Origin of the sequence: Calothrix sp. NIES-2098, assembly GCF_963875125.1 — a bacterium.
Taxonomy (GTDB): Bacteria; Cyanobacteriota; Cyanobacteriia; order Cyanobacteriales; family Nostocaceae; genus Aulosira.
Window position 1 is genome coordinate 6,581,192 of sequence record NZ_CAWNKJ010000001.1, and the last position, 26,060, is coordinate 6,607,251.

General features: G+C 41.8%; 22 protein-coding genes and 1 pseudogene. 12 read left to right on the forward strand and 11 right to left on the reverse strand.

Annotation, left to right across the window (positions count from 1 at the left end; translation table 11 throughout):
* The first annotated feature begins 75 nt into the window (after positions 1 to 75).
* The 3 genes from AACU33_RS27540 to AACU33_RS27550 are packed head-to-tail and all read left to right on the forward strand — an operon-like array spanning position 76 to position 2,962.
* Positions 76 to 843: a sterol desaturase family protein gene (locus AACU33_RS27540; RefSeq protein WP_096592755.1), complete on the forward strand. Its 768-nt coding sequence runs from the start codon at positions 76 to 78 to the stop codon at positions 841 to 843.
* Positions 840 to 1,448, forward strand: coding sequence for an acyl transferase (locus AACU33_RS27545; RefSeq protein WP_096592758.1), 609 nt, complete (start codon positions 840 to 842; stop codon positions 1,446 to 1,448). The genes AACU33_RS27540 and AACU33_RS27545 overlap by 4 nt, the downstream gene beginning before the upstream one ends.
* Complete coding sequence (locus AACU33_RS27550) at positions 1,448 to 2,962, forward strand: GH3 family domain-containing protein (RefSeq protein WP_096592760.1); 1,515 nt, start codon at positions 1,448 to 1,450, stop codon at positions 2,960 to 2,962. The genes AACU33_RS27545 and AACU33_RS27550 overlap by 1 nt, the downstream gene beginning before the upstream one ends.
* Here AACU33_RS27550 and AACU33_RS27555 read toward each other — a convergent pair.
* Positions 2,959 to 3,759, reverse strand: a complete 801-nt coding sequence (locus AACU33_RS27555; RefSeq protein ID WP_096592763.1) for an SDR family NAD(P)-dependent oxidoreductase — start codon at positions 3,757 to 3,759, stop codon at positions 2,959 to 2,961. The two genes, AACU33_RS27550 and AACU33_RS27555, sit on opposite strands and share 4 nt — an antisense overlap.
* 422 nt (positions 3,760 to 4,181) lie before the next feature.
* Here AACU33_RS27555 and AACU33_RS27560 point away from each other — a divergent pair, with 422 nt between their 5' ends.
* Complete coding sequence (locus AACU33_RS27560; RefSeq protein ID WP_096592766.1) at positions 4,182 to 4,643, forward strand: DUF4383 domain-containing protein; 462 nt, start codon at positions 4,182 to 4,184, stop codon at positions 4,641 to 4,643.
* Between the two features lie 738 nt (positions 4,644 to 5,381).
* Here AACU33_RS27560 and AACU33_RS27565 read toward each other — a convergent pair.
* Positions 5,382 to 5,525 (reverse strand): hypothetical protein, encoded by a 144-nt coding sequence (locus tag AACU33_RS27565; protein WP_339376326.1) that lies wholly within the window; start codon positions 5,523 to 5,525, stop codon positions 5,382 to 5,384.
* 17 nt (positions 5,526 to 5,542) lie between these two features.
* Between AACU33_RS27565 and AACU33_RS27570 the strand changes: the two genes are divergently transcribed.
* Positions 5,543 to 6,568 carry a 2-hydroxyacid dehydrogenase gene (locus tag AACU33_RS27570; RefSeq protein WP_096592768.1) on the forward strand — a complete coding sequence of 342 codons (1,026 nt, stop codon included), beginning with the start codon at positions 5,543 to 5,545 and terminating at the stop codon, positions 6,566 to 6,568.
* A 172-nt stretch (positions 6,569 to 6,740) separates the two neighbouring features.
* Here AACU33_RS27570 and AACU33_RS27575 read toward each other — a convergent pair whose 3' ends face one another.
* The 6 genes from AACU33_RS27575 to AACU33_RS27600 form a co-directional block, all read right to left on the reverse strand.
* Entirely contained in the window at positions 6,741 to 6,893 is a 153-nt protein-coding gene (locus tag AACU33_RS27575) for a hypothetical protein (protein WP_339376327.1), read from the reverse strand.
* A 24-nt stretch (positions 6,894 to 6,917) separates the two neighbouring features.
* Entirely contained in the window at positions 6,918 to 8,180 is a 1,263-nt protein-coding gene (locus AACU33_RS27580) for a nif11-class peptide radical SAM maturase 3 (protein ID WP_096592771.1), read from the reverse strand.
* 156 nt (positions 8,181 to 8,336) lie between these two features.
* Entirely contained in the window at positions 8,337 to 8,765 is a 429-nt protein-coding gene (locus tag AACU33_RS27585) for a Nif11-like leader peptide family RiPP precursor (protein WP_096592774.1), read from the reverse strand.
* Positions 8,766 to 9,308: 543 nt separating this feature from the next.
* Positions 9,309 to 10,355 carry a DUF1611 domain-containing protein gene (locus AACU33_RS27590; RefSeq protein ID WP_096592777.1) on the reverse strand — a complete coding sequence of 349 codons (1,047 nt, stop codon included), beginning with the start codon at positions 10,353 to 10,355 and terminating at the stop codon, positions 9,309 to 9,311.
* Entirely contained in the window at positions 10,339 to 11,391 is a 1,053-nt protein-coding gene (locus AACU33_RS27595) for a dipeptide epimerase (protein ID WP_096592780.1), read from the reverse strand. Before AACU33_RS27595 ends, AACU33_RS27590 begins: the two co-directional genes overlap by 17 nt.
* A 244-nt stretch (positions 11,392 to 11,635) precedes the next feature.
* Positions 11,636 to 12,649, reverse strand: a complete 1,014-nt coding sequence (locus tag AACU33_RS27600) for an IS701 family transposase (protein ID WP_096586464.1) — start codon at positions 12,647 to 12,649, stop codon at positions 11,636 to 11,638.
* Positions 12,650 to 12,848: 199 nt separating this feature from the next.
* Between AACU33_RS27600 and AACU33_RS27605 the strand changes: the two genes are divergently transcribed.
* The 3 genes from AACU33_RS27605 to AACU33_RS27615 all read left to right on the forward strand — a co-directional run bounded on the left by AACU33_RS27605 (position 12,849) and on the right by AACU33_RS27615 (position 16,678).
* Positions 12,849 to 13,412: an NUDIX hydrolase gene (locus AACU33_RS27605; protein WP_096592782.1), complete on the forward strand. Its 564-nt coding sequence runs from the start codon at positions 12,849 to 12,851 to the stop codon at positions 13,410 to 13,412.
* Between the two features lie 170 nt (positions 13,413 to 13,582).
* Positions 13,583 to 15,811 carry a GUN4 domain-containing protein gene (locus AACU33_RS27610; RefSeq protein ID WP_339376328.1) on the forward strand — a complete coding sequence of 743 codons (2,229 nt, stop codon included), beginning with the start codon at positions 13,583 to 13,585 and terminating at the stop codon, positions 15,809 to 15,811.
* Positions 15,812 to 16,000: 189 nt separating this feature from the next.
* Positions 16,001 to 16,678, forward strand: a complete 678-nt coding sequence (locus AACU33_RS27615; protein ID WP_096592785.1) for a sugar transferase — start codon at positions 16,001 to 16,003, stop codon at positions 16,676 to 16,678.
* A gap of 71 nt (positions 16,679 to 16,749) precedes the next feature.
* Here AACU33_RS27615 and AACU33_RS27620 read toward each other — a convergent pair whose 3' ends face one another.
* Together AACU33_RS27620 and AACU33_RS37645 are read right to left on the reverse strand one after the other, a co-directional pair.
* Positions 16,750 to 18,642 carry an alpha-amylase family glycosyl hydrolase gene (locus AACU33_RS27620; RefSeq protein ID WP_096592787.1) on the reverse strand — a complete coding sequence of 631 codons (1,893 nt, stop codon included), beginning with the start codon at positions 18,640 to 18,642 and terminating at the stop codon, positions 16,750 to 16,752.
* Between the two features lie 202 nt (positions 18,643 to 18,844).
* Positions 18,845 to 18,949: pseudogene (locus tag AACU33_RS37645) on the reverse strand (DUF433 domain-containing protein); the annotation flags it as partial.
* 358 nt (positions 18,950 to 19,307) lie between these two features.
* Here AACU33_RS37645 and AACU33_RS27625 point away from each other — a divergent pair.
* The 4 genes from AACU33_RS27625 to AACU33_RS27640 are packed head-to-tail and all read left to right on the forward strand — an operon-like array spanning position 19,308 to position 25,269.
* Positions 19,308 to 19,880, forward strand: a complete 573-nt coding sequence (locus AACU33_RS27625; protein ID WP_445291767.1) for a helix-turn-helix domain-containing protein — start codon at positions 19,308 to 19,310, stop codon at positions 19,878 to 19,880.
* Between the two features lie 6 nt (positions 19,881 to 19,886).
* The gene (locus AACU33_RS27630; protein WP_096592792.1) at positions 19,887 to 22,967 is read left to right on the forward strand and encodes a peptidase domain-containing ABC transporter; all 3,081 of its coding nucleotides are present in this window, start codon (positions 19,887 to 19,889) and stop codon (positions 22,965 to 22,967) included.
* Between the two features lie 37 nt (positions 22,968 to 23,004).
* Positions 23,005 to 24,441, forward strand: a complete 1,437-nt coding sequence (locus AACU33_RS27635; protein WP_096592795.1) for an HlyD family efflux transporter periplasmic adaptor subunit — start codon at positions 23,005 to 23,007, stop codon at positions 24,439 to 24,441.
* A gap of 36 nt (positions 24,442 to 24,477) precedes the next feature.
* Positions 24,478 to 25,269 (forward strand): peptidylprolyl isomerase, encoded by a 792-nt coding sequence (locus AACU33_RS27640; RefSeq protein WP_096592797.1) that lies wholly within the window; start codon positions 24,478 to 24,480, stop codon positions 25,267 to 25,269.
* Here AACU33_RS27640 and AACU33_RS27645 read toward each other — a convergent pair.
* Positions 25,266 to 26,027 carry a peptidylprolyl isomerase gene (locus AACU33_RS27645; RefSeq protein WP_096592799.1) on the reverse strand — a complete coding sequence of 254 codons (762 nt, stop codon included), beginning with the start codon at positions 26,025 to 26,027 and terminating at the stop codon, positions 25,266 to 25,268. The genes AACU33_RS27640 and AACU33_RS27645 overlap by 4 nt on opposite strands.
* Positions 26,028 to 26,060: the final 33 nt, after the last annotated feature.

The following is a 26,060-nucleotide window of genomic DNA, read 5'->3' on the forward strand; positions in this document are numbered from 1 at the left end:
GTAGGTAGTTATCCTATATAAAATAAACTCAATCTCAGTCTGATGATTGTTGCTCAAAATTGAGAAATATAGGAAATGCTATATCAGAATTTAAATGTGCAAAACTTGGCACAAAGTTTAATTTTTGTGACTTTTATCGGATTAGTCGGCTGGACGATTGCAGACCGCTTCAGTCGCACTCAACTAAAAGTTAAAAGTCGTGAAGATTGGTTACTAGATAGTATAGGTTTAACAATTCAAGGAATTTTAATTCCTTTACTACAGACGACCTTAGTTTATGGGCTTTACCAAAATTTATTGCCTGATTATCAAGGCTATCTAAAATTATCACCAATATTTACTTTTATTCTCAGTTTTATTTTAGTTGATTACTTGTATTATTGGAATCATCGTTTATTGCATACCAAATGGTTTTGGCCAGTGCATCAAGTGCATCATACTGTTACTCAAATGGATGTGCTAGGCACTTCTCGAAATACCCTTTGGACAAGTTTGCTAATTATTTATTTATGGATACACACTTTGTTTATATATCTATTAGCTGACCCAACAGTTTATCTAGTTGGAGTAAGTTTAACTTCTGCCTTGGATTTATGGCGACATAGCCGCTTGAGCGTTAGAGAAAATAGCTGGCTCTATCGATTTTTATTTTCTTGGTTAATCCTACCGCAGGATCATGCATGGCATCATTGCAGCGAAGTTTATAATTGCAATTATGGTGCTAATTTAAAAATTTGGGATAAGTTACATAGAACTTACTACGAAAGTAAAGAAGCGCCCTCTGTAATTGGAATTACTACCTCATTAACTTTCACCCAAAAACTCTTGTTTCCATTTTCATGACTTTTTTAAGTACAATTCTGTTATTTTTTCCTACATTGATATTAATGCTAACTGCGGGAGCAATAGTTTATCTCGCCTATTCACCTAGCATATTTAGTATTCTGGCTGTGTTGTTTTCTATTTATGGTTTGCCTTTAATAGTTTACCGTTGGCATCAATGGGTGTACCCAGTGCAGGAAGGCATTAGTTATTTAATTGGCAAAGAATATAGCCCTTGGTGGGGTAGCCATCAAATCCAGGTAATTTATATTACTATTCCAGTATTGGAAGCCATTCTGCGGCTGATTCCGGGAGCATTTTCGTTATGGTTGCGATTGTGGGGTGCTAAGGTAGGGCGAAATGTTTACTGGACACCGGGATTAGAAATTGCCGATCGCGGTTTATTGGAAATTGGCGATCGCGTGGTTATGGGTCATCGCGTTGCAATTTCCTCCCATGTCATCAAGCCCCGCAAACAAAACCTGATGTTGTATGTCAAAAAAGTCAAGATTGGCAATGATGTCTTTGTGGGAGCCGGATCTATTCTCGCACCTGGTGTAATCATTGGGGATGGTACATTTCTAACAATGGCCACAAACCTTTCTCCTAACCAGCAAGTGCCATAATGCGTCCGATTATTCAGCTTTTTGGGCAATTTCTCTCCGCCAGTGCAAGGCGATTTCAGCAAGCATTGAATGAACCTGAGTTAATGCAGATATCAGTACAGAAAAAGATTTGCGATCGCCTAATTAAAAGTGAGTATGGTAAAGCTTTGGGAATTAGTTCTGTAGCAGATTGGCAAAGCGTACCGATTGTTGACTACGATGCACTCGAACCTTGGATTTTAGGACATCAAAAATCTCGACAAATTCCTCTGACTCCCGAACCTATTTTGTTTTATGAAAAAACTTCTGGTAGTAGCGGGGCGGCGAAATGGATTCCTTATACTCAGTCTTTGCGGCAATCTTTCAATCAGATGTTTTGTGTATGGGCACACGATCTGATTGTACATGGCCCCAAATTTTCTACAGGTAAGCTGTACGCCTGTATTTCGCCGCAATTAAATCCTCCCGATTCTCAATCTTCACAGGATGACTTAGATTATTTGGATGGTTGGTTGCGTTGGTTGCTACGTCCTTGGTTAGTGATACCGGATGGACTCAATCGCCTCCACGATCCGCAGTTATTTAAACATCAGTTGGCTTTGGCTTTATTGCAGGCGGAGACACTGGAAATTATTTCGATTTGGAGTCCGAGTTTCCTAGAAGTACATTTAAAATACATTCAGGAAAATCGAGAGTTATTGCAAGCAGAATTATACAACCGCATATCGCGCGATCGCTTGCAACTCCTCAGCGAAAGTCAAATTCCCTGGACACAACTGTGGTCAAATTTAAAGCTGATTTCCTGCTGGGATAGCGCTAACGCCGCCGATAAAGCACAGGGATTGCGATCGCAATTTCCTAGCGTGTTAGTTCAAGGTAAAGGACTGCTAGCCACCGAAGCCCCAATGACGATTCCGTTGATTGCTGCTGCGGGTTATGTTCCGGTTCTCGATGAGGTGTTTTTCGAGTTTGAGGATGATGGTGGTTCGCTACATCGATTACACGAACTCAGCATCGGAAAGGAGTACGCGATTATCTTGTCACAAAAGGGAGGTTTGTATCGTTATCGTATAGGCGATCGCGTCCGGGTAACTCATTGGTATCGTCAAACTCCCTGTTTAGAATTTCTGGGGCGACACCAAGCCATTAGCGATTTAGTGGGCGAAAAGTTGCACGCAGCTTTTGTCAATGATGCTTTAAATAGCATGAACTTACAGGAAACTCATTTTAAAAGTTTAGTTCCCGTTGCGAATCCACCTCACTATCTTCTGTTACTCGATGCAGCAAAAGAAACCCCAGAAATCATTGCAAAACAACTAGATCGTGCCTTATCACAGTCGCATCACTACTATCGTGCGCGCGCGATCGGTCAACTTGCACCAGTAGAAGCTTTAATTTCTCATGAAATCCCGGAAATATTAGCCCTGCATCGCGTCCGTACTGGAAGCATCTGGGGAGGTATTAAGCATCAAATTCTCGCAACCTCTCCCATTGATGTTGAACTTTTAGCAGAATTGCGATTAGGAAATTCCTAATTTTTCTTCAGTTCATGCATACTTTTTACTACTTTTGTCACCAGCTTTCTGGGTGTAAATCTTACACTTTCAGCCAATATTTTATTTCTTAAACCAGGAACTACAACTGTTTTATTTGCCATCAAACTGCTGTAACCAATTCTGGCAACTCTTTCTGTATCCATCATGCGATTAACGCTAGAAATCTTAGAATCTTCCATCGCCGCTGATTGCTGAAATGCTGTTGCTGTTGGCCCCGGACAAAGCGCAGTCACTGTAACCCCTGAACCTTCTAATTCATTAGCAATTGCTTCGGAAAAGGATAAAACATAGGCTTTAGTAGCGAAATAAACTGCCATTAAAGGCCCTGGTTGAAAAGCAGCAACCGAAGCAACATTTAATATTTTTCCGTAGCCTTGCGCTACCATAGGCTTGAGGAACAACTTGGTTAAATGGGTGAGGGTTACTATATTGACCTGTAGCATTTTTAGTTCAGCATTAAGGTCTGTTTCAGCAAATACTCCATAAGTCCCAAATCCAGCATTGTTAACCAACACATCAACCACGATTGATGCTTGTTGTAACTCATCAAAAATTTCTACTGGCGATGTTGGTATAGATAAATCCTTAACCAGGTTTTTGACAAAAATGCCAAACTTTTGCGGAAATTCCTCCGCCATCTCATTAAGTTTTTCTTCTTTTTTATCTACTAACACAAGATTGTAATGATTCCGGGCAAAAATGTGTGCTAGTTGGTAGCCAATTCCGCTAGAAGCTCCAGTAATCAGAGCAGTTTTTTGGCGCTTACCTTCACTCATGTGTTGTATTTATCTCAAAAATATCGTGAATTCAAGTCAATTAAACTCAGGTAGATGAAGGAATAAATAACAGTATCTTACGTAGCCAAATCTTTGAGTATATTTGCCAAAGATTGACAATTGACTAATAGTAATGGATAAATGCAGCAAATTCCGTCAATAAATTAACCAAAACCAGATATCCATTTTTTTAGAAAGCTTGTTATTGAAGCAAAATATTCAAAATTCTTACTTTAGATAGGGGGCGTTTTACTGAAGCTTAAGCGAGTTTAGAGTAAGAGAAATTGTTGCTACGACTGCTAGTTAAAATCTGGCACTTGAATAACAGTAGCCGTTGTAATTGCAACAATCAAAGTGAGTGGTTTTAGGGATGAATAATCCCGTTTGTTTCCCAAAATCTTGAGGAAATGGGGAGTAATATTATGGGAGCACGCTATTTTGCCCTGATTTGCGGCATTGTGTTTCTATTAGTTGGCCTTTTTGGCTTTATACCAGGTATGGTCGCATCGCCTGGTACTGCTGGGCCTGCATTAGCTGTTAAGGTTGGATATGGCTACTTGCTAAAAGCATTTGCTGTTAATCTTCTCCATAACATTGTGCATATAGCTGTCGGTATTGCGGGATTAGTTTCCTACCGTACTTATATCAGATCGCGAAATTACGCACGCGGTTTGGCAATCTTTTATGGAGTGCTTGCAGTTATGGGATTGTTACCAGTTCTTAATACTGTATTTGGTTTAATTCCCATCTTTGGTAATGATGTTTGGCTACATGCAATTACAGCATTAATTGCTGCTTACTTTGGATTCAAAACACCCAGTCCAGCAGATATACGAGAACACGAACGCGAGATGGTAACTGGTCGCTATCGCGATCGCTTGTAAAACCTGTTGCTAACTAAACTAAATAATCAATAAGTAAGTCGGTGCAAATAATCATCGCTGGTTCGTAAGTTGTGCTTTAGCGCTAAAGCGCAACTACGAGCCAAATACAGAGATTGCAATTATTGCAGCTAAGTCGGCAGAAGATATGCAAAATCAAGTGGAATTTTTAAGTGCTTGGAGTGAAGAATAGGTTATTGAGGCGATCGCTTTTTGCGCTTCAAGAATAACTAATGCGATTTATTCATAATATTAATGAAGATATTGCAATTACTTAAGGTAATAAAGCTTAATCAGCTGTAATGATGGATAAGTTCATAGTATTGTTGTTTGTCTGTAGGGCGGATTCCTTTGATAAGGCGAATCCGCCTGTTTATTTTACTCTCAGCAGATAAACAATGTTTGTCATTGGTGAGCCAGTGCGTTGCGTCTACTTAGTTTCAAAGAAGCTGACGTTACTTCTGCAACCTCTGACGTTACTCCCGCAACTTCTGTCGTTACTCCCGCAACTTCTGTCGTTACTCCCGCAACTTCTGTCGTTACTCCCGCAACTTCTGTCGTTACTTCCGTAACCTCTGACGTTACTTCCGCAACTTCTGTTGTTAGGACAATAAGTTTTGTTCTGAGGGACTTGCAGAATATAAATTATTCAATTTAATCAGAAATGTTTTTCTCGCTATCCCTGCTCCCTGTCTTCTGCCCCTAAGTCTCATAGACAACCTTAAAATAATTCAGTTCGCGTCATAGCGAGATTACAAATTCTAAAGTTTTGCTGTAATTCAATAATTGGTAACATCCGGGTGAAAGTCTAGCACTAGCAATCATCAGAGGTGCGATCGCACTGGTAAATGTCAAGCTATCATGTTCTCGAAAACTATGCAGCATCAAACCTCAGGTTTTGCATGAAAGTAGCAGTATTCGGTACAAAAGCCTACGATCGGCAGTTTTTAGAAGCTGCAAATTCGCCTAAACAACACGATTTAGTATTTTTAGAACCCCGCCTAAATCGAGATACCGCCATTTTAGCCGCCGGGTTTCCAGCAGTTTGTGTATTTGTGCATGACCAGGTTGACGCCTCAACTTTAGAGATTCTCGCCTCAAACGGAACTCGCCTGGTAGCCCTGCGCTGTGCGGGGTTTAACAATGTAGACTTACATACAGCCGCAGACTTAGGAATTACAGTTGTGCGCGTACCTGCCTACTCACCCTATGGGGTCGCAGAACACGCTGTAGGATTAATTTTGAGCCTCAATCGCAAAATCCACCGCGCTTATAACCGCGTTCGGGAAGGCAATTTTTCCCTAGATAGATTGCTAGGTTTCAACCTCAACGGACGCACCGTGGGGATTATCGGTACTGGCAAAATCGGTTTAATTTTGGGTCAAATCATGAAAGGATTTGGCTGTCATCTACTGGCATACGATGTGTATCAAAACCCAGAATTAGAAGCCATGGGTGGAAAGTATGTAGAGTTGCCAGAGTTACTTGCCAACTCTGATATCATCTCTCTACATTGTCCCCTAACTGCGGAAACTCATCACTTGATCGACGATCGCGCGATCGCCCAAATGAAACCAGGTGTGATGATTATTAACACTAGTCGAGGCGCACTCATTGATACGGAAGCGGTAATTGAAGGGTTAAAATCCGGTCAAATCGGTTATCTTGGTGTCGATGTATACGAGCAAGAATCAGAATTGTTTTTTGAGGATTTGTCTGGTGAAATTATCCAAGATGATGTTTTCCAGCACCTCACAACCTTTCCCAACGTGCTGATCACTGGACATCAAGCCTTCTTTACAGAAGAAGCTCTGAGTAATATTGCGGATACAACTCTAGCTAATATCACTGACTTTGAACAAGGTCGTCCTTGCCACAATGAAATCCGCGCTCAACCTCCAGCTGAAAATAAAATACTCGTTAGCTAGGATTTGTTGAAGTGAAATCTCCTACACTCCTGCTGTGCAGTGAGTGTAGGCTTCCAAAACATTCCCGCTACTGCGCACGTTTCAGGACGCCCCTAAAAAAAAGTCCCACCTTGTGAGGGGGACTTGAGGGTAGACACAACTGGGTTTGACTTGTAGCAGGAGCCGCTAAACTTTACTTTTGCCTTTTATCTAAGGCTTGTTTTGCCTTATACAATGCTTTTAAATAAGCCAATTGACTACTCCAAGCTGAACGCGGTAAGAGAGATAGTTCTTCTTCTGCGCTATTAGTTGCTTGCAGATTGGCAGTTCCAGAATTTGTTTCCATATCTCCTCCGATAAAAATAAAACTTTAACCAGCCAAAGAGTAAGTCACTTCAGGCTCTTGCTCCCAGCTTTCAGACCAAAAAATGCGATCGCTGCTAAACTGTAGTGGCTCGTTTTCTGGTTTAGGAGCATCTATCGGCTCTACTATGAGTTCAAATTCCCCGTTATCAAAAGGAAGCCCTGTAGCTTTTACTTTGGGAATCACTCGTTCCCTTAAACCTTGCTCTGCGTGGACAATCGCTCGATGATGGCAGTAAGGATTGTTACCTCTACGGTCAAAGAAAACATGGGCAGTCCAGCTGCAACCACCACGGCAAAGTTCGGCAAATTCGCAGGTTTTACAAAATCCCCACAGGTGTTTTGTGCCTTCAGGGGTACCTGCGCCTAAATTTAACCGCAATTCTTCCGTATTTTCAATAATATCTTGCAGAGAACGGTCTCTAATATTACCACCTGTGTAAGCGGTAGTCGGCAATGAAGGACAACCTTTAATTGCACCGTCAGCTTCTATACCTAAAGTGGAAAGTCCCGCAGCACAACCTTGCCAAAATGCCCATTCATGCTCTTTACCCCGTCCCCGCAACAGCCGTTCGTAGGGGCCATAATAACCAATATTATTTCCTGGCTGAACTTGCACGCCTTCGCGGTAAGCGCGACGAGCAACACGGGCAATCATGGGGTAGATATCCAGTAACTCATAAGGTTGCAGCAGAATATCTGCATTGTCGGCAGCATTACCCATTGGTACGGTGAGTTGAATCTGCCAAGCTACGGCTCCCGCATCGCGTATGTGTTCATAGATACTAGGGAATTCTGGGGCTGACAAGCGGTTAATTTGTGTGTTGCAACCAAAAGCAATACCAGCTTCTCGCAGATGGCTCATGGTTTTAAAAGCGTATTTCCAAGAACCTTTTCTGCCCCGCAGGCGATCGTGAGTTTCTTCCAAGCCATCAATAGAAACAGAAACAGTACGAATTCCGGCTTCTTTCATTTTGCGTGCAGTTTCTAAGGAAATGCCATAGCCGCCGGTAGTCATACCGCAACGCATTCCGGCGCGATCGATAGCCTTAGCTATTTCCAGCCAGTCCGGACGCAGAAATGCCTCACCACCTATGAGGGTAACTTCTTTAATCCCGACTTCTGCCATTTGCTTAACGAGATCCAATGCTTCTTCTGTAGATAGTTCTTTAGTACGTGCATTGCCGGCTCGCGAACCACAATGACTACAAGCAAGATTACACTTTAAAGTAATTTCCCAAACAGCATAACTTGTGCGACGATATGTCATAAAAACCCCCAGAAAGTCTTACCATCCACTTCGCTACGCGGAATTAAAATTTTAAAAAAATTAGCAGATTCTTGTTTTAATAAATTTTGCCAAGCTACTGCACATTTAAATTGCGTAGCCTAATACAACTTAAATGTGCAACAGCTTAGGAAGCGATTATAGTAATTCAGGATCGCTAATTATTATGCCGTACATTGGCTGCGGGTCTATTGGCTTGATTGGCTCAATTGGCTCAATAACGATCCCGTACATCGGCTGTGGGTCTATGCCGATTGGCTCGATAATTATGCCGTACATTGGCTGCGCAATTGGCTCTTCTGGTAGAGGCTTATAACGTTTTGTAAAACCGCCTACAGCACCTAATAACTCTTGCTCTGTAAGTTCGTGAAACTCACCTAATTCTTTTAATTCCAAGATTTTGATGGTGGCTGTCTCAAATTCTTCTTGAGAAAAATTATAGCCACTATCTGCGATAAATTTTTTCACCTCATCGATTTTTTCGCTCATTAATTGCTGGCGAAAATCTTCATCTTTGACCAGCCTAATCAAAAATTCTTTGACTTTTTCCAATATTTCTAAAGACATCTGATTTTTTCTTACCTCCCATAAAAAAGAGTAGGATCGGCAGACGTAGTTGAAAAGGAAATACTATTAATCCTCTCTAAATATATGAAGTTCCACCAACTAAAATCTGCAATTAAATACTGTCACCACTCTATCAGAGGTCATAAAACAGATGTAGCCAATTCGGCTTAAATTTTAAATACAAATGTAGCCACTTTGGCTGAAATTGTAATTTTTAATTGATTCTGATTCTACCTGTGTTAAAAACGTTTGCAACAGAGAATTGATCTCGGAAAAGCGGTTGTTATCCAGGTGATACTATGTCTATTCAAATACCCGTCATTGCGACCGTAGGGAAGCAATCGCAGAGTCTTTGTGATTGCTACGCTCCACTACCCTGCGGGAAGCTACCTTTCAGGTGTCTACGTTCCACTCGCAATGACATCAGAGTAACTTGCCGGACATCATAATAATACATTGTGTTTTCAAAGTATAATTAACAACAAAAAAACTCGCTGTTGCCAACGAGTTGATAAACTTATTGCATTATTAGCAATATTAGAACTAATTCTTCATCACTGCATCCAACAGGATATTGGCATCAAAACGTACTGCATCGGTACAGGGTAGCCCAGTTTCTTTTGTTGTCTGGGCGATCGCTTCTTTAGCCGTAGCTTCATCTAAATGAGCAGTATTCAGCGCTACAGCAACTACACGCACAGGAGCAAAAGCACCCGCAGCACTAGCAACTGTTTCATAAAGCCGGATTACTTCTGGTAAAGGCGGAATTGGGACATGGGGATTATTGCGATTATGAGTTTGTCCCGCCCGATGCACTAATATAAGTTGAGTTGGTTGGGAACCACGGATTAAAGGCAGAGTAGCTGTTGAGCCTGGATGCAACAGAGAACCTTGTCCTTCAACATGGACGATATCGTAGTTTTTGCCATAGCGCATGAGCATTTGTTCGACAGCACCAGCTGCAAAGTCTACCCGCACGGCATCTAAAGCTATACCATCTCCTTCTAGCATGACACCAGTTTGACCGGTGGCTAAAAACTTAGAACGCCAACCCCTCAGCCGTGATGCCCAGTGCATTTCTAGGCTGGTTGACATTTTGCCAATTGCCATATCAGTTCCCACAGTCAACACCCGCCGACAGGGAAGGGTGCGCGCCAAACCGCTAGCGACGCCTAAGTTAGGTGGTTCTTTGCGCACATCCCAAATTAATTGCCCTGGTTTTAGCAGCGCATTTAACTCTGGCATCGTTGCCAATGGTGTGTGTAAACCGTTCACCAATGACATCCCAGCTTCTAGGGCATCTTTGATTTCATGCCAATAATCATCTGGTACAGCACCGCCTTTAGGAGCAATGCCAATTACCAATACTTGCGGCTTGTATTCCAAAGATGCAGCTACTGAGCCAACAATTGGCACATCACGCTTGATACCTGTAATTGCCGATAAAGATTTTCCTTCACATTCGCGATCGATAACGGCGACGATTGGGGCTTCACTGTAACGTAAAAGTGACAACCCTGTTTTGCCCTGAGTTCCAGCAGTTCCCTCATGCAGCAAAATAGCTATTCGTTGATTAAGTGGCAGACGCACTTTTTTGTACCCCCAAACCTGGTAAATCGTTGGGCAAAACTTTCCCTTCTTGAATCGACGCACCTGTAAACGGATCGTCGATTAAGTTGAGATGACTGTCTAAATCTAAATAATCAGCTAGAGGAGCCAGATGTGCCGCTGCGGTATTAGCTAGCGAACTATCAGAATAGCAACCAAACATAACTTGTAAACCATAGGCTCTTGCTGTATGTACCATTCGTATTGCTTCTGTTAAGCCTCCTGATTTCATGAGTTTGATATTAATGCCGTCCACATAGTTTGCTAATTGGGGAATATCAGCGCTGGTAAAGCAACTTTCATCAACAAAAATTGGCAGAGGCGTATGCTTCTGTAATTCTGCTAAACTTTTTTCCTCACCCCGTGGCAGTGGCTGTTCTACATACTTTATACCTAAATCAGCTAGCCAACTACACATTTCAATAGCATCACTCAAACTCCAACCACCGTTGGCATCAACGAAGAATTCCAAATTTGGGGCTTCTTCTTTTAGCGCTAATAACATTTTCCGATCGGCATCTATGCCATCCGGACTACCTAGCTTCACCTTAAAAAGACGGACATCTGTAAATTGTAACCAGTCCCGCGCTCTAGCTCGCGCCCCCTCTGGAGAATTTATACCAATAGTTACTGAAGTCGGCACTATAACATTGCGATCGAGTCCCCAGAGTTGCCACAGTGGTAAACCTACACGCTGGCCTAGCCAGTCGTGCATGGCCATATCCAACGCCGCCCTCGCTGAAGAAGGAACCTGCGCTTTTATCAACTCTTGCTCAACTTGCTGCCGCTGCAACGGGCTGAATGTTTCTAAAATTGATGTAACTTGCTGCAAAGCATCTTTAATTTTATCGGTTGATTGCGAGCGATCGCCTACACCAAACGGCGACGCCTCCCCCCAACCTTCAATTCCCTCATGGGAAATACTCACCCATATATTTGTTGTCTGGGCAGTTGTACCCCGACTAATTTTCAGGGGAAACCGCTTATTGACGGTAAATATTTTGACTTGAATTTGCATAAATATTTTTATCTAAAACTATAACAGATAACATAAATATCACAGTGTCAGTCTAAAGTTTAGTTATTTATATACATCTGTTATACTTTTTTACACGTCCTTGATTGGCAAAATTTATCGATAATTTTGTCAGCTTATGTACGAAGGAGAAATCATACTTTAAAAGATACGCTATTAACTATAGGACTTACGCAATTGGCACAAATAGCAGGCAGGGCAAAGCCCTGACACGCGACAATATAAATCAAACCAAGCACATAAAAATACTTGGGCGCTTCAGTTGCTGAATTAAATAATTAGAAAGCAAGTTATGCTTGATTTGATAGATAGTTTTGCCAGTTCTATAGGCTAAATTCTTTAACCTAACCCAAACCAACATTGCACAAGCAATATGATTTCTTTGGAGTCTAGCTTTCCGACACTGGCAAGATTCAATGCCAGTTAGTTGTTTAATTTCCCTGTGAAACTCCTCTATTTTCCAACGAATTTTACACACCTGTTGTACAACATCCGTGGAACTTTGAGATAAATCGTTAGTGGCGACATAATCCGTTCTGTTGGTAGAAACAGTAACCCGGAATAGTTTCACTTTTTTATTAGCTGGGAATCCTTTAATTTTTATGATTTTACCACAGTCTAATTCTTCTTGGTTCCATTCTAATAATTCAATCCGTTTATATTTTTCTTGACCAAATGTATCATCAACTAAACGATTATTTTTTAAAGGGCAATAATAAATTTTGTCTAAGCTATCAATATATAGCATTAAACTGTGTACCGCATACCATGTATCCATCAAAACAGTATCAAATGGTAAAAGCTTATGATACACAAGGTTTTGGAGCATATCTTTCACATGGTCTATCTTGGTTTTCCCATCGACATCAGGATTAAAAATTCGATAATCTATGACCCAAAATCTTTGAAGTGTAGGGTTGACATACACGCAGCTAACTACACCAATGCCTTTCAGGACACCATGCTCATTACCACTATATTGTCTTCTGACTATTTCTATTTCTTCAGAATACTTTTTATCTAAAACGCTATCATCAAATATGATGTAACCATTTTCATCAGACTCAACGACCTCTTTCACGTTATCCCATAGTAAACGAGGTGTTAATTTTTCGGTTTTCAAATAATAGTTAATTGCGTCATGACTAATACTCTCTAAATGCTCTGCCAAATTGGTAATTGTATAATTAATTTGACTACTTAATAAATATTGGCAGTAATTAAGCTTAGTAAATCTCATTACCCTTAGCGAAATTTATCTAATATAACCTCTACCTATTTTCTCACGAATATTTCGATAGTACTTCCAAGACAGCGACTTCTATTACGAAGGCAAAGCTTTCAAAATCAGATTTAATTAATACATATGTACTATGAACTAACGATCGCATTGTGCCAGTTGCGTAAGTCCTGAACTATACAATTCACTTTGAGTATCTATGAAAAACCTGAAAAAATGGAAAATATTGAAATCGCAAATGGTATTAGATCATCGTTGGTGCCAGGTGAGACAAGATGAAATAGAATTGCCTAACGGAGAAATTATTGATGATTATTTTGTTAATATTAAACCAGAAGTAGCGTTAATTTTACCGATAACTAGCAATCAAGAGATTGTATTTGTTAGGCAGTATAGACACGCTGTAGGCAATTTTTTTATAGAACTCCCTGCTGGTAGTTTCGATCCACAACAAGAGAATGCAGAAGTTGCAGCAGTGAGAGAATTAGTAGAAGAAACTGGTTATATTACCGAACAAGTAAATAAAATCGCCACACTATACGATAAGCCCAGTAAAGATACCAATCAAATCCATTTATTTTTAGCAGAAAATGTCAAAAAGGCTAAAGAGCAACAGTTAGATATTACAGAAGAAATTGAAGTAATATTAATTCCTGTAGAATCAGTTTTAGAAAAAATCACTCAAGGGGAAATTGCTGTAGCAGGTAGTGTAGCAGCGCTTTTTTTAGGTTTGAGTTTTCTCACAGAAAGAGGTAAAAAATGACTTTGAGCGCTGTTGCGATCGCTCTATAGTTTGCTTTGGAACTAACTCTCCAAAATTACGTCTTGTTTAATCTGATACCGCTGGCATTAAAGCTGCTCTATGTATACTTTGTTTGCAGTCAGCAGCTAAGATGCTTAGTAGCATTGGGTTTTTCATTGTAAATTGCTTAGATGTGTCCAGTTGGGGTTCGTACTAGTCACTCAACTCATTCCCTAGAAACCGGTGTAGCCAAACTTTGGCTGTTACTGGTGGGCGTGAATCAATATGAGGATGAGCAAATACCTTGTTTGCATTACTCAGCATTGGACTGTCAAGGTTTAGGAGATGCTTTAAACGCCGCAACACAAGCATTTCCGCAAAAGGAGGTGATGATTTACCACGATTTTGCCTCCCAGCAGCCAAAGTTAGAAAATGTTCTGACTAGCCTCAGACAAATCGCAGCCGCTACCAAACCCATTGATACCGTTCTATTTTATTTTTCTGGACATGGGATGCTAGATCCATTAAGCCAGCAGGTGGTGCTGTGTCTGCAAGATACGCAAAAAGAAAAATTAATCGACACTGGTTTAAAGTTGCAGGAAGTTTTGCAACTATTAGAGAATTGTTCTGCCCAGCAACAATTACTAATCTTAGATGCTTGTCATAGCGGTGGGATGACCCTGTTGGGTGCGAGAGGCCAAACCGATCCCCAACTCAACCCGACACCAGAGTTAGTAGAAGTGCTTCGACAACGAGCCGCCCAGCGAAAAGGATTTTATGCTTTATTATCTTGCGATCGCGGGCAGCAATCTTGGGAATTTCCCCAACTAGGACATGGTGTATTTACATATTATTTGATTCGCGGATTAAAAGGAGAAGCTGCTGATTCTCAAGGGGTAATCGAAGCTGATGGGCTTTACCGCTATGTTTATCACCAAACACTCACATATATAGATAAAGCCAATCAGCAGTTGCGAGTGATTAATCAACTCAAAAAAGGACGGGGAGACAATTCAATACATTCGGAATATCCCTCACAAACGCCCAAGCGCATTGTCGAAGGTGTAGGAGAAGTAGTTTTGGGATTGAAATCCAAAAAAATAGAATCTTCTCAAAATCCGCGACAGGCGTTAGTTGTAGAAGGACTTCCGCAAAGTAAAACTTCTCTAGCTTTGAGTAAAATACTCAGTACTGCTGGTAGTTTTGCAGTCAATTATTGGGCTGTAAGCGGCAAAAATTCCCAATCCGATGTCCGCAAAGCCATTCAAAAATGCTTGCTATCTCAATCTTTTACCGAATCTACCAATATCCCAGACGCAGCCGCCACGGTATTGTTATATCTGCGAGGAAAAATTCAAGAGACAGAACAGGGAGAAGCCGTATTAATACTCTCTGATGATATTGTCATCCAGCGCTCGTGGTTAAGAAAACAGTTACGCCGATGCCGATCGCAACAAATCATCGTGTTAGATTGTCCGCTAGAACCGGGAGTAGACACAGCATCAGTACGTGATTGGCTAGAAGAACTCCAACTAGGATTAGATATAGGACAGTGTTTAATTACGGCTGCTGTCCCATCTCACGACAGCGAAAGATTTGCTACTACTTTATTAGAAACTCTCAACCAGGGGATACAGCCAACTGGACTCACAGCCGCAGCTTGGATTACACAGTTGCAAGTGCAATTGGCAAAAACTGACATCAACTTATATTTTTGGTTGTCTGGTTCTCAAGGAATTATTGAAGTCTTACCAGGAAAAACCCTATTCTCTAACGATAGTTCCAACGAACAGCCAGAAGATCCTAACAATCCCACCGTTGATGATTTGAGTTCTGAGGTAGGGATAGATTATACTCATCTGCGAGATTTACTCCAAGCCCAAAGATGGCTGGAGGCGGATCGAGAAACGACAACTCTCATGTTGCAGGTAGCTGGACGAGAACAACAGCGCTACCTGGATCTCGACAGTCTCAAAAATTTTTATTGTAAAGATCTTTATACTATTGACCAGCTTTGGGTAAGTTATAGTCATGGGCGCTTTGGTTTTAGCGTCCAACACCGTATCTGGCAGAGTATGAAAAGTAAATCTGCTACTGACCCTGTGTTGGCTTTAATGATTGGTAGCGCCAAAGTGGCTGCTACAGAAACCTGTATTGATTTTGCCAATCGCGTTGGTTGGCGACTCAAAGACTCTTGGGTTGATTATGACAATCTGATTTGGCAAGGGGAAACTCCTATCGGACATCTACCTTATGTCGGTTTTCTTGAGCAAGCTTGGCGTGTGAAAGTATTAGGTGTTTGGGAGTGGCATAGTGCGATCGCAACTGCTGCTTGGTGGGAATTGTGCGTTACTCTCTTCTCGCGTCTTGAGACTTGTCAAATTGTTAATCCCGTGGCAGACGATCTTAATTCTACTTAAGCCAGGAGGGTAGAAGCGATCGCGTTTATTTTAGGAATCAACGCAGATATGTGGAGCTAGAGAAAAACCTACTTACGTTCGCCAAATTCCCGAAATCATCTAAGACAAAACTGTATTCCTACCCATACTGTTTTTAATAAACACAGTTTCAAACTAAGTAATTCTACCTTTGTTAATTGAGCCAGGATCATGCATCAAACACAATTACAAGGAATTTTTCCAGACATTACTTTCAAATCTTGGGATTTAGAATATACTCTGCATCCCTCAGTAGAGTCTAAATTTAAACGTTGTTTAGACATTTTGGGGAGTTTGGTAGGATTATTGATTTTAGTAATCTTGTTTGTACCGATAGCGATCGCTATTAAAATCGATAGTCCAGGGCCTATTTTCTTCGCTCAAGAACGCTATGGTCTGCAAGGACGCCCATTTCGTCTGTATAAATTCCGGTCAATGGTGAGTGATGCAGAGCAATTAAAATCTTTAGTAAGTAACGAGGCTGATGGACTCATCTTTAAAAACAAAAATGATTTCCGAATTACTAAAGTAGGTCGCTTTTTAAGACGCACTAGCTTAGATGAACTACCCCAATTTTGGAATGTTTTGCTCAATGATATGAGCTTAGTTGGAACACGTCCGCCTACAGGTGATGAAGTTATTAAATACACAGAAAAACATTGGCGTCGTTTAAACGTCAAACCCGGTTTAACTGGAGAATGGCAAGTTAACGGACGTTCTCATGTGACAGATTTTGAACAAATCGTTGACTTAGACTTGCAATACCAGAAAAATTGGCATCCATTTTATGACTTATTTTTAATTGGGAAAACATTCTACGTCATCTTTGGCAAAATTGGAGCATTCTAAAAAATCTGTAGTGAAGAGTTAAGATTCCTGGCTTCTTAAAGAAGTCGGGAATCTTACTTTTTAAGAGTAAATTAGGACGCCCAAGTATCCCGCCATTTAACTGTACCTTTTTCCACTAATATCCAGCGACGGCTAACTAGATTTTCGCGCAAAGCTGGTTGATTCTCTCTCAACAGAGCATACTTATAGCATATTGCTTTTCCTGCACTCTCATTAAAAGGTATTTCCCCAAACCAAGTATTTTCATTGATATATTCTAAAGCGTAAGCTTTGCTAATATCCCAATTGCCTAACTCCGGACAATCACCTGTCACCACAACTGTATCACCAGGTTGGGTTGTCAAACCATTTACCTGTACCCTGACAATCGTTTTTCCCTTCACCCGTTCGCCCAAATAACTCAGTACAATTAACTCTTTGGGATTTAACTTTAAGCCTGATATTTTGCCATTTTTAACTTCTATTTGACGCTGCGTTACTATACAGTTATATTCCCCATCTTCTAATTCTGTATTCTCTACATCAATAGTAATTGTATCGCCTTTATTCATCGCTACTAAGCAACGATAATCTCGATAACTCCGCAGATAGCAATATACATCAGGTGTAATATATTTCTGCTTATGGCTTCCTAGAGAAACAGCCGGATTTAAACGCCGCAATTTAGATAATAATTGAATATCTTGGTAAAGCTGTGAAGCTGTATCCCATTTCTCCATAATTGGACGGTTATAAGGATCGTTTCCGCCATTAGTATCATTGTGGAGATATTGCTCAGTGCCATAATAAATACAAGGAATTCCGCGACTAGTCATAATCAAAGCCATCGCCAATCGCAATAGTTCAGGATCGGAATTCAAACTTTGAAATCGCGGCATATCATGATTATCTATAAAGGTAATCAATTCTGTTGCCGTATTGTAAAGATAATCCAGATTTAGAACATCTTGAACTAAATGAAATCCCCCTGCTGCATTTTGAGCCAAAGCTTGACGAATTCCTTCACACAAACCAAAGTCTAAAATTGACATTCCAGACTCATTGGCAAATTTAACTGAACTGCTCTTTCTAGGATTGCTAAAACCCCATTCACCAAAAATAAATACTGAAGGTTTATGGGTTTGAATATCGCTATTAAATTCCTGCCAAAACCAAATAGGCATATGCTTTACTGTATCCACACGTAAAGCATCAACTCCTTTATCTAACCATTGCTTGATTGCAGTTTTAATATAATGGCGATAGTCAGGATTGCTTTCATTAAAAGTTGCCAATCCTGACATTTCGTAATAGAGCAATTGATATTCATCTTCCCAATCGGTAATTTCTGGATTGTGATGATACCAATGATTAACATCATTGTAATAATCCGCAATTAACACCCCATCTTCGTAAAGTTGACCTTTGACACCGTTAACATCAGGACTGCTGTGATTACAAACAATATCTAAAATTAACTTCATACCTCGCTCATGTAAGCCAGAAATTAATTTATCTAATGTGCTACTTTTAAATAAAGAATTCTCCTCATTAGGAGCGAGGAAACGCGGATTAATCCGTTTAAAATCTTTTGTCCAATAACCATGCATTGCAGCATTATCAAATTGTAATGCTTCTACTTGCTCAAATAATGGAGAAATCCAAATTGCTGTAATTCCTAGATTCTTGAGATAATCTAGTTTGTCAATAATTCCTTGCAAATCTCCACCCCAATATTTACCCCACTTTTGCTTAGTGGGGTCGTAAAGTTCTGGATTAGCGCCTTCATTATTACTGGAATCTCCATCATAAAAACGGTCTACAATGATGAAGTAAATAGTTTCTTGGCGAAATTCAATCGCTCTGGTAAACAGAAACTCAAAATCGGAAACTGTTTCGGATGCAACTGTTTCAGTATGGAACCCAGCAGCAGCTTTTGTAGCTTGAGCTTCAATCTCAGAAGGGGATGGAGAAATTTGCACCATAATTTTATTAAAAGCGCTAACGGTTTGGCGTTGTCTAGGTAACTTAGGGCTTAGGTAGTCAAAATTTATCTCACAAAAATTTTACATGGCAGTGAGTAGCTTAAGCTAGCCATGAGTATGCGATCGCACTTGTAAATGAGCAATCCCAATCAATAAAGCATATTTGGAGTAGAAGTTGCTCTAGTATTAAAAGCGCTATTTGTTAAGCAACCTCATTTGCTCGGATAGCAGCTTCGATTTCTTCTGCATAAGGATCTACATATATCCAAGCATTAACTAAATCAGCAGCACTGATGTGAGAATGATCTTACTGGCAAAATTTGAGCGCACCCTTGCTAGTCAGCCTAAAGAGTAGCCTGGACAAGCAAAATAGCTGTCCCTAGAAAGAGGCTTTGGAGCAACAATCCCACTTTAATTAGATCGGGTTAAAAAAGTAGCAGATTTAGAACTAGTAGGAAACTTTCTGCAATAGTTCTCTTTCCTGCCTTTGTTGCTGTCTAGTCCTCTTTATAGGAATGATGTGTCTGGTGGAATTAAAAACATCTTGTCAAGGGAGTGTCTGTAAAGTTGCGAGGGAAAAACTTTTGTGGGTAGTTGAACAGATTCTAGGTTTTTCTATATAAGCTTTGCATAGGCTTTGTGGAAATTTGAAAGGAGGGGTAATTGTGGAGGAGCAAAGCCAAATCCTAACGTCATTTCAACGCAAACTGCTGTTGAAACATATGAAAAAGGAGCGACGAGCTGAGTATCGCCGTCGCATTGAAATCATGCTTTTGGCAGATGCAGGTAAATCTCAGGCACAAGTTTGCGAGGAACTTGGATGCTCTCAAAAAACGGCACGGCAATGGATAGAGATGGCAAGAAAAGGAAAGGCTCACCTATGGCATGAATCTCCGATTGGCCGCCCTCATACAGTCAACGATCGCTATCTCCAGCGTTTGAGAGAACTGGTAGGCCATAGTCCAAGAGATTATGGTTATCCCTTTAAGCGATGGACAGCAGGGTGGTTAAGCAAACATTTGACAGATGAAACCGGAATTGAGATTAGCGATCGCCACATTAACCGTTTACTTAAAGAAATGGGACTGTCTACGCGATCGCCTCATGTGAAAGAAGGCATTAATCAAGCTGTCAGTAAAGATAAAGATCTCAAAATTGCACTTTACGATCTTCAACCGCCTGCATCAACTGAATCATCTGACTTGTTGCTCATCAATCCGATCGAGGTTCATCCTTAAGCTCTTATGGTTCAGCTTCCATCATCAATTTCCGAACAACAAGTTGCTCAACAGCTCAATAGTGCCTTGGGGCAAACACTTTCAGCACAAGAGTTGACGCAGTGTTTAGAAAAAATCGAATTTTTAGAACCCGGCCCTGGCAAACCGTTCTGGCAATCTGTTGATGCCACGCCAGGAATTTATCTTGTTTTAGATGGCAAGGTGAGATTGCTGTATGCCAATGATAATCTGATTGCTTCCTTGGAAAAGGGGCAAATATTTGGTGAACTAACGCTGTTTCCGAAGGCACATTTTCAACCCTACAAAGCTAGAGCCTCTCTGAAATTGCAATTGGCTTTTCTGCCGAACGAGGATTTGCAAACGCTGATTCGTCATCATCCTGGTATTCGAGAACACCTTTGCCATCAGGCAGTTCTGTGGGATTTATTACTGTTATGCCGACAGATTGCTCACCTAAAAGACGCTTCACTAGAGCAATTAACCGACATGCTGGCATTATTGGACGAGCACAATTTCGAGGTTGGGAGACTACCAGCGAGTTTATTCTCTGAGCAAAAGCTATGGTTGCTGCGTCGTGGCGAGATTGTACACTCCTCCGGTCAAACTCTTTCCCCTGGAACCTTCTATCCCGTGCCGCCTGCTAGCCAAAGGCGCGACTGGCAGGTGACTGAATCTGTTGATATTTATACTTTAAGCCTTGCCCAGTGGGACAGAGCAAGGCGTTATTTGCCCCAACTGGAAGAACTAATTCAGGCAGATACACCCCAAGAAGCAGAAGAGGTACAAGGTACAACAGATAGCGAGCAGGAAGCGCGGTCGATTGGCGTAACTCCACCCTCACTAACTGAGACTCCCCAATCAACTCCTCAAAAACGTCAGAAAGCATACTTCCCTAGCCCTAAGGTTAAAGCTAGTCATTGGTGGCAACATATTATCCAGCGCTATCCGTTCTATGAACAGCAGAGTGCAGCAGATTGCGGGGCAGCTTGCATAGTAACGATCGGTCGTTACTGGGGTAAACGCTTCAGCATCAATCGGGTTCGAGATTTAGCCAATATCAATCGCAACGGGGCTTCGATTCGCGGGTTATCTGCTGCCGCCGAAAGCATTGGGTTTTCGACTCGTCCCATCAAAGCAGACTTTAAAGCTTTATCCAGACAACCTTTACCCTTGATCGCTCACTGGGGTGGCAACCATTACATTGTGGTTTATAAGATAACTGGCGATCGCGTGATTGTCGCCGATCCGGCTTTAGGTCAGCGATCGCTCAAGCGGACTGAATTCAACGCCGATTGGACAGGATATGCCTTATTAGTGCAGCCCACCGCCTTTTTAACAGAAGCCGATGAAGCCAAGACCGATGTGTGGCGGTTCTTTGATTTGATTAAGCCCCACGGGTTGGTACTGTTTGAGGTCATACTAGCATCCGTCCTGATTCAAATATTTGGACTGTTAACGCCGTTGTTAACGCAGTTGTTATTGGATCGGGTAGTTGTGCAGCGCAGCGAACTCACCTTAGTGGCGATCGCACTTGGCTTGCTGCTCTTCGGTTTGTTCAAAGTCGCTATGACGGCGTTGCGGCAATATCTGCTGTACCATACGGCAAATCGTGTGGATTTAGCGCTGATTGTTGGGTTTATCAACCATGCCTTTCGCTTACCTCTGCGTTTCTTCGAGTCGCGTTATGTAGGCGATATTATTTCCCGCGTGCAAGAAAACCATAAAATTCAACGGTTTTTTGCAGGACAATCGTTGTCCATTGGGCTTGATTTATTAACTTCCTTTGTCTATCTGGCTTTGATGTTCTGGTATAGCTGGAAGTTGGGCTTGTTGGTATTAGCGATCGTCCCGCCCTTTGTCATATTGGCACTGGTTGCCACCCCCTTCTTGCAGCGCATCTCTCGACGCATATTTAACGCCTCTGCCGTTGAGAGCAGTTATCTTATCCAGTCATTTACGGGTATTCGCACAGTTAAGTCGATGGCGATTGAGCGCAGCGTGCGCTGGCATTGGGAAGAACTGTTTAATAAATCTCTGAAAATGATGTTTTCGGGGCAAGTCATTAACACTGTGCTCCAGACCTTCAGCTCAGGGATTGAAGCTGTTGCGACTGCTGCTCTTTTAGGGTTTGGTGCCTGGTTAGTAATTCAAAATCAACTCACAATTGGTCAATTAGTGGCGTTTAATATGCTGCTTACCAACGTCATCCGCCCATTTCAGCGCCTAATTGAGCTATGGAACCAGCTACAGGAAGTGATGATTTCCATTGAGCGAATTGATGACGTGATTGAAGCCGAGCCAGAGGAAGATTTAGAACACCAGACCCGGCAAATTTTACCTCCCCTGCGGGGTCACATTCGCTTTGAGCAAGTCACATTTCGCTACCACCCGGAAAGTGAGACGAATACCTTAGAAAACATCACCTTTGAAGCCCTTCCTGGGCAAACGATCGCCCTGGTAGGACGCAGTGGTTCCGGAAAATCAACAATTTCTAAGCTGATTTTAGGACTGTATCCGCCGACTGAAGGCAAGATTTTGATTGATGGTTATGACATTACTTGTATTTCAATGCAATCCTTGCGGCAGCAAATAGGCGTGGTCGATCAAGACACATTTTTGTTCGGTGGCACGATTGGGGAAAACATCAGCATCAGTCAGCCATCAGCGAAACTGGAAGACATAATTGAAGCTGCTCGTCAGGCTGGCGCAGATCAGTTTATCAAAGAATTACCAATGGGGTATGAAACCCAAATCGGTGAAGCTGGGGGAATGCTGTCGGGTGGACAAAGGCAACGTCTGGCGATCGCGCGGGCGTTACTGGGCAATCCCCGCTTGCTGATATTTGATGAAGCCACCAGTAGCCTTGATACGGAGTCTGAACGAATCATTCAGAACAACATGACCGCGATTTCTCAAGACCGCACCACGATTGTAATTGCCCATCGGCTTTCCACCATTCGCAATGCCGACGTGATTTTGGTAATCGATCGCGGCGTGTTAGTCGAACAGGGCAATCACGATCAATTGATGGCAAAACGCGGTCATTATTTCTATCTCAATCAACAACAGCTCACCGCCGTGGGTTGAATCAAGCATTCAATTTCCCAACTAGTGTGAGGTTCCTATGCCCAACCCGTCAAACATCCCAAATGATTTTCCTCAAAATGGACATGTCCCTAGCGATCGCAACGGTCGTAATGGTCATGGTTCATCGAGTATTACTTTGGATACTGCGATCGCAGACTCATCCCGTCCCTCGAATTTACAAAATGGGGTGAATGAGGAATGGTCTTCTGTGACCGAAGAATCCATTAACACCATGCCACGAGTTTGGACACGCGGAATGCTTTACCTGTTAGCAATTTTTACCGCGATCGTTCTGCCTTGGGCAATGCTATCCAAGGTGGATGAAACCGGAACTGCTAGAGGAAAGCTAGAGCCAAAGGGCAAAACCTTTGAGTTGGATGCGCCTGTAGCTGGGGAAGTGGCAGAAATCAAGGTTAAAGAAGGTGAAACTCTCAAACGGGGACAGGTTTTAGTGAAGCTAGAATCTGATTTAACTCGAACTGAACTCCAGCAAGCCCAAGCCAAGCTTGAAGGGCAGATGAATCGGCTCTCCCAGTTGCAGCTTGTGAAGAACCAACTCCAGGGAGGAACCATGCTTACCCAACAACAGCAGGGAAAAGCCATAGCCGCCGCCCAACTAGCTAAAATTGAGGAAACGCGGCAAAAGCTGGAACACAGCAAAACTCAACAAAATATTGCCAGCGAACGTTTAGCGAGAGACAACAAGGAAGTGGCGCGCTATCGCAGCTTGGTAGGCGAGGGTATTGTTGCCGAGGTGCAGGTTGTTGCTCAACAGCGAATCGCAGATACAACAAGAGAAAATTTGAATCAAGCCAGTTCAGATATGCAACAGGCTGAAGCTCAACTGAAAGCGCAACAGCAGCAGTATCAAGGTACGCTGCGCGATAATCAGCTAACGCTCCTAGGAATTCAGCGACAAATCAAGGATTTGGATTCACAAATGGTAGCTCTCCAAGGAGAGATTAACCAGACCAAACAACAAATCAACGCCCTGAAATTTCAGTTGCAGCGGCGCGAAATTCGCTCGCCCATTGATGGGGTTTTATTTCAACTGCCGATTGAGAAACCCGGAGCCGTAGTTCAGCCTGGTCAATTGGTTGCTCAAATTGCGCCTCAGAATGTCCTCTTAGTATTAAGAGCAGATATGCCAAGCCAAGAAAGTGGATTTCTCGAGGTCGGGATGCCTGTCCAGATTAAATTTGATGCCTATCCTTACCAGGACTATGGCATTGTCAAAGGTCAGGTCACTTGGGTTTCACCAAATTCTAAGATGACGCAAACGCCCCAAGGTGCGATTCAAACCTTTGAGTTGGAAGTCATGCTGGAGCGATCGCATATACAAACCAAAGATAAACAAATTGCGCTCACTCCCGGTCAAACGGCAACAGCAGAGGTCATTGTTCGCCAGAGACGGGTAATTGATTTTCTCTTAGATCCGTTTAAGAAGCTGGAAGCAGGGGGACTAGAGCTTTAAATTTCATCTTTTAGTTTCAATATAGAGAGTAATGAAATGTTAAAAACTATCGCTATTTCCCAGGAAGACTTAATTCAACAGATTAGACTCTCCTATCAAATGCCTCTAACGATTAGGGGGATTGCCAATCGCAAAATTATTGACGCTGTGGCTGAGGAAACTGGCGTTACTCTAGAGCCGGAAGACCTTCAGGAAACTGCTGATGCGTTTAGATTAAATCATAACCTCTTGAGTGCGGATGCAACCGAATTATGGTTACAGGAGCATTACTTATCTTTAGATGATTTTGAAGAGATTGTGCGGATTAGTGCCCTTTCCTCGAAGTTGGCTCAACATTTGTTTGGCGATAAAGTTGAGCCTTTTTTTGTTAGCCATCAACTCGATTACACGCAAGTTGTGATGTATGAAGTTGTCTTAGATGATGAAGATTTGGCAATGGAACTTTTCTATGCCATCCAAGAAGGCGATATGAGTTTTCCCGAAGTTGCTCATCGATATATTCAAGATACGGAACTGCGACGATGTGGAGGATATCGGGGAAAATTACGCCGTACCGATCTCAAGCCGGAGATTTCTGCTGTAATTTTTGCATCGACTCCACCCCAACTGCTAAAACCAATTATTACTTCTAAAGGCGCACACTTAATTTTAGTAGAAGAAATTATTCAACCGGAGTTAGATAAAACGCTGCATAAGAAAATTCTTTCTAATTTATTTCTAGATTGGTTAAAACAACAGGTAGACCAGGTGGAAGTTATTACTCAATTTCAACCAGAGTCTATTGACCAAATTGAGCAACCAAACTATTCATCATCATTAAGTAATTAATGAGGGAAAGAAATATTCCGTTCTCGTAACCAAGCTTGAAATAGTGAGTCTATGAGTTCTTCTCGAAGAGATTCATTTAAGTGAACTGGAAACCATTTTTCAATTCTGATGATGTGATAACCCAGTTTCGTTTGAATGGGTCTCACAACTTCACCTTCATTAGCATTGGCGATCGCCTCTGCAACTTCTGGCATGAGTTTTGGCAGAAAATGCACCCCTACAAACCCTCCTTTGTCTTTAGACTGTTTGCCTTGGGAGTATTCAAGTGCTAAGGCACAGAAAGAAGCATTTTCTTTTTGTAGCGCCTGAAAGATTTTGAGCGCGTCGTTTAAATCCTGCACGAGAATTTGGGAGAGCGCCACCCGTTTATACTGTTTACGGTTGTTTAAATAATCAGAATCAACTTGTTCGCCAAACAGATGTTCTTTTAACTTCTGCTCTAGCCATTTGACGCGAATACCTTCCGTCCAATCTTCTGCTGTCATTCGTTGCCGATCAAGCCAAGTCTGGGTTTCGGATGCGCTTAATAAATTGTGCGATCGCCTAAATTCATTTCCTGCGGCTTGCAGTTCTTCATCAGAAACGGTGATATCAAATTTTTCGCAAAATTTGAGGATGTGCGTATTATATTCAACCTGTGCAGCAACTTCAGCAATTTTGCCATAACTGCGCAAGTAAGCCAGAATCTCATCGTCTGTAGCGGGATGAATTTCCGGTATTGTTTCTTGTAATTCAGTTTGTTCTAAAACTTCTTGCATGATTTTGCTCTCCCGAACGAGTAGACAAGAGGA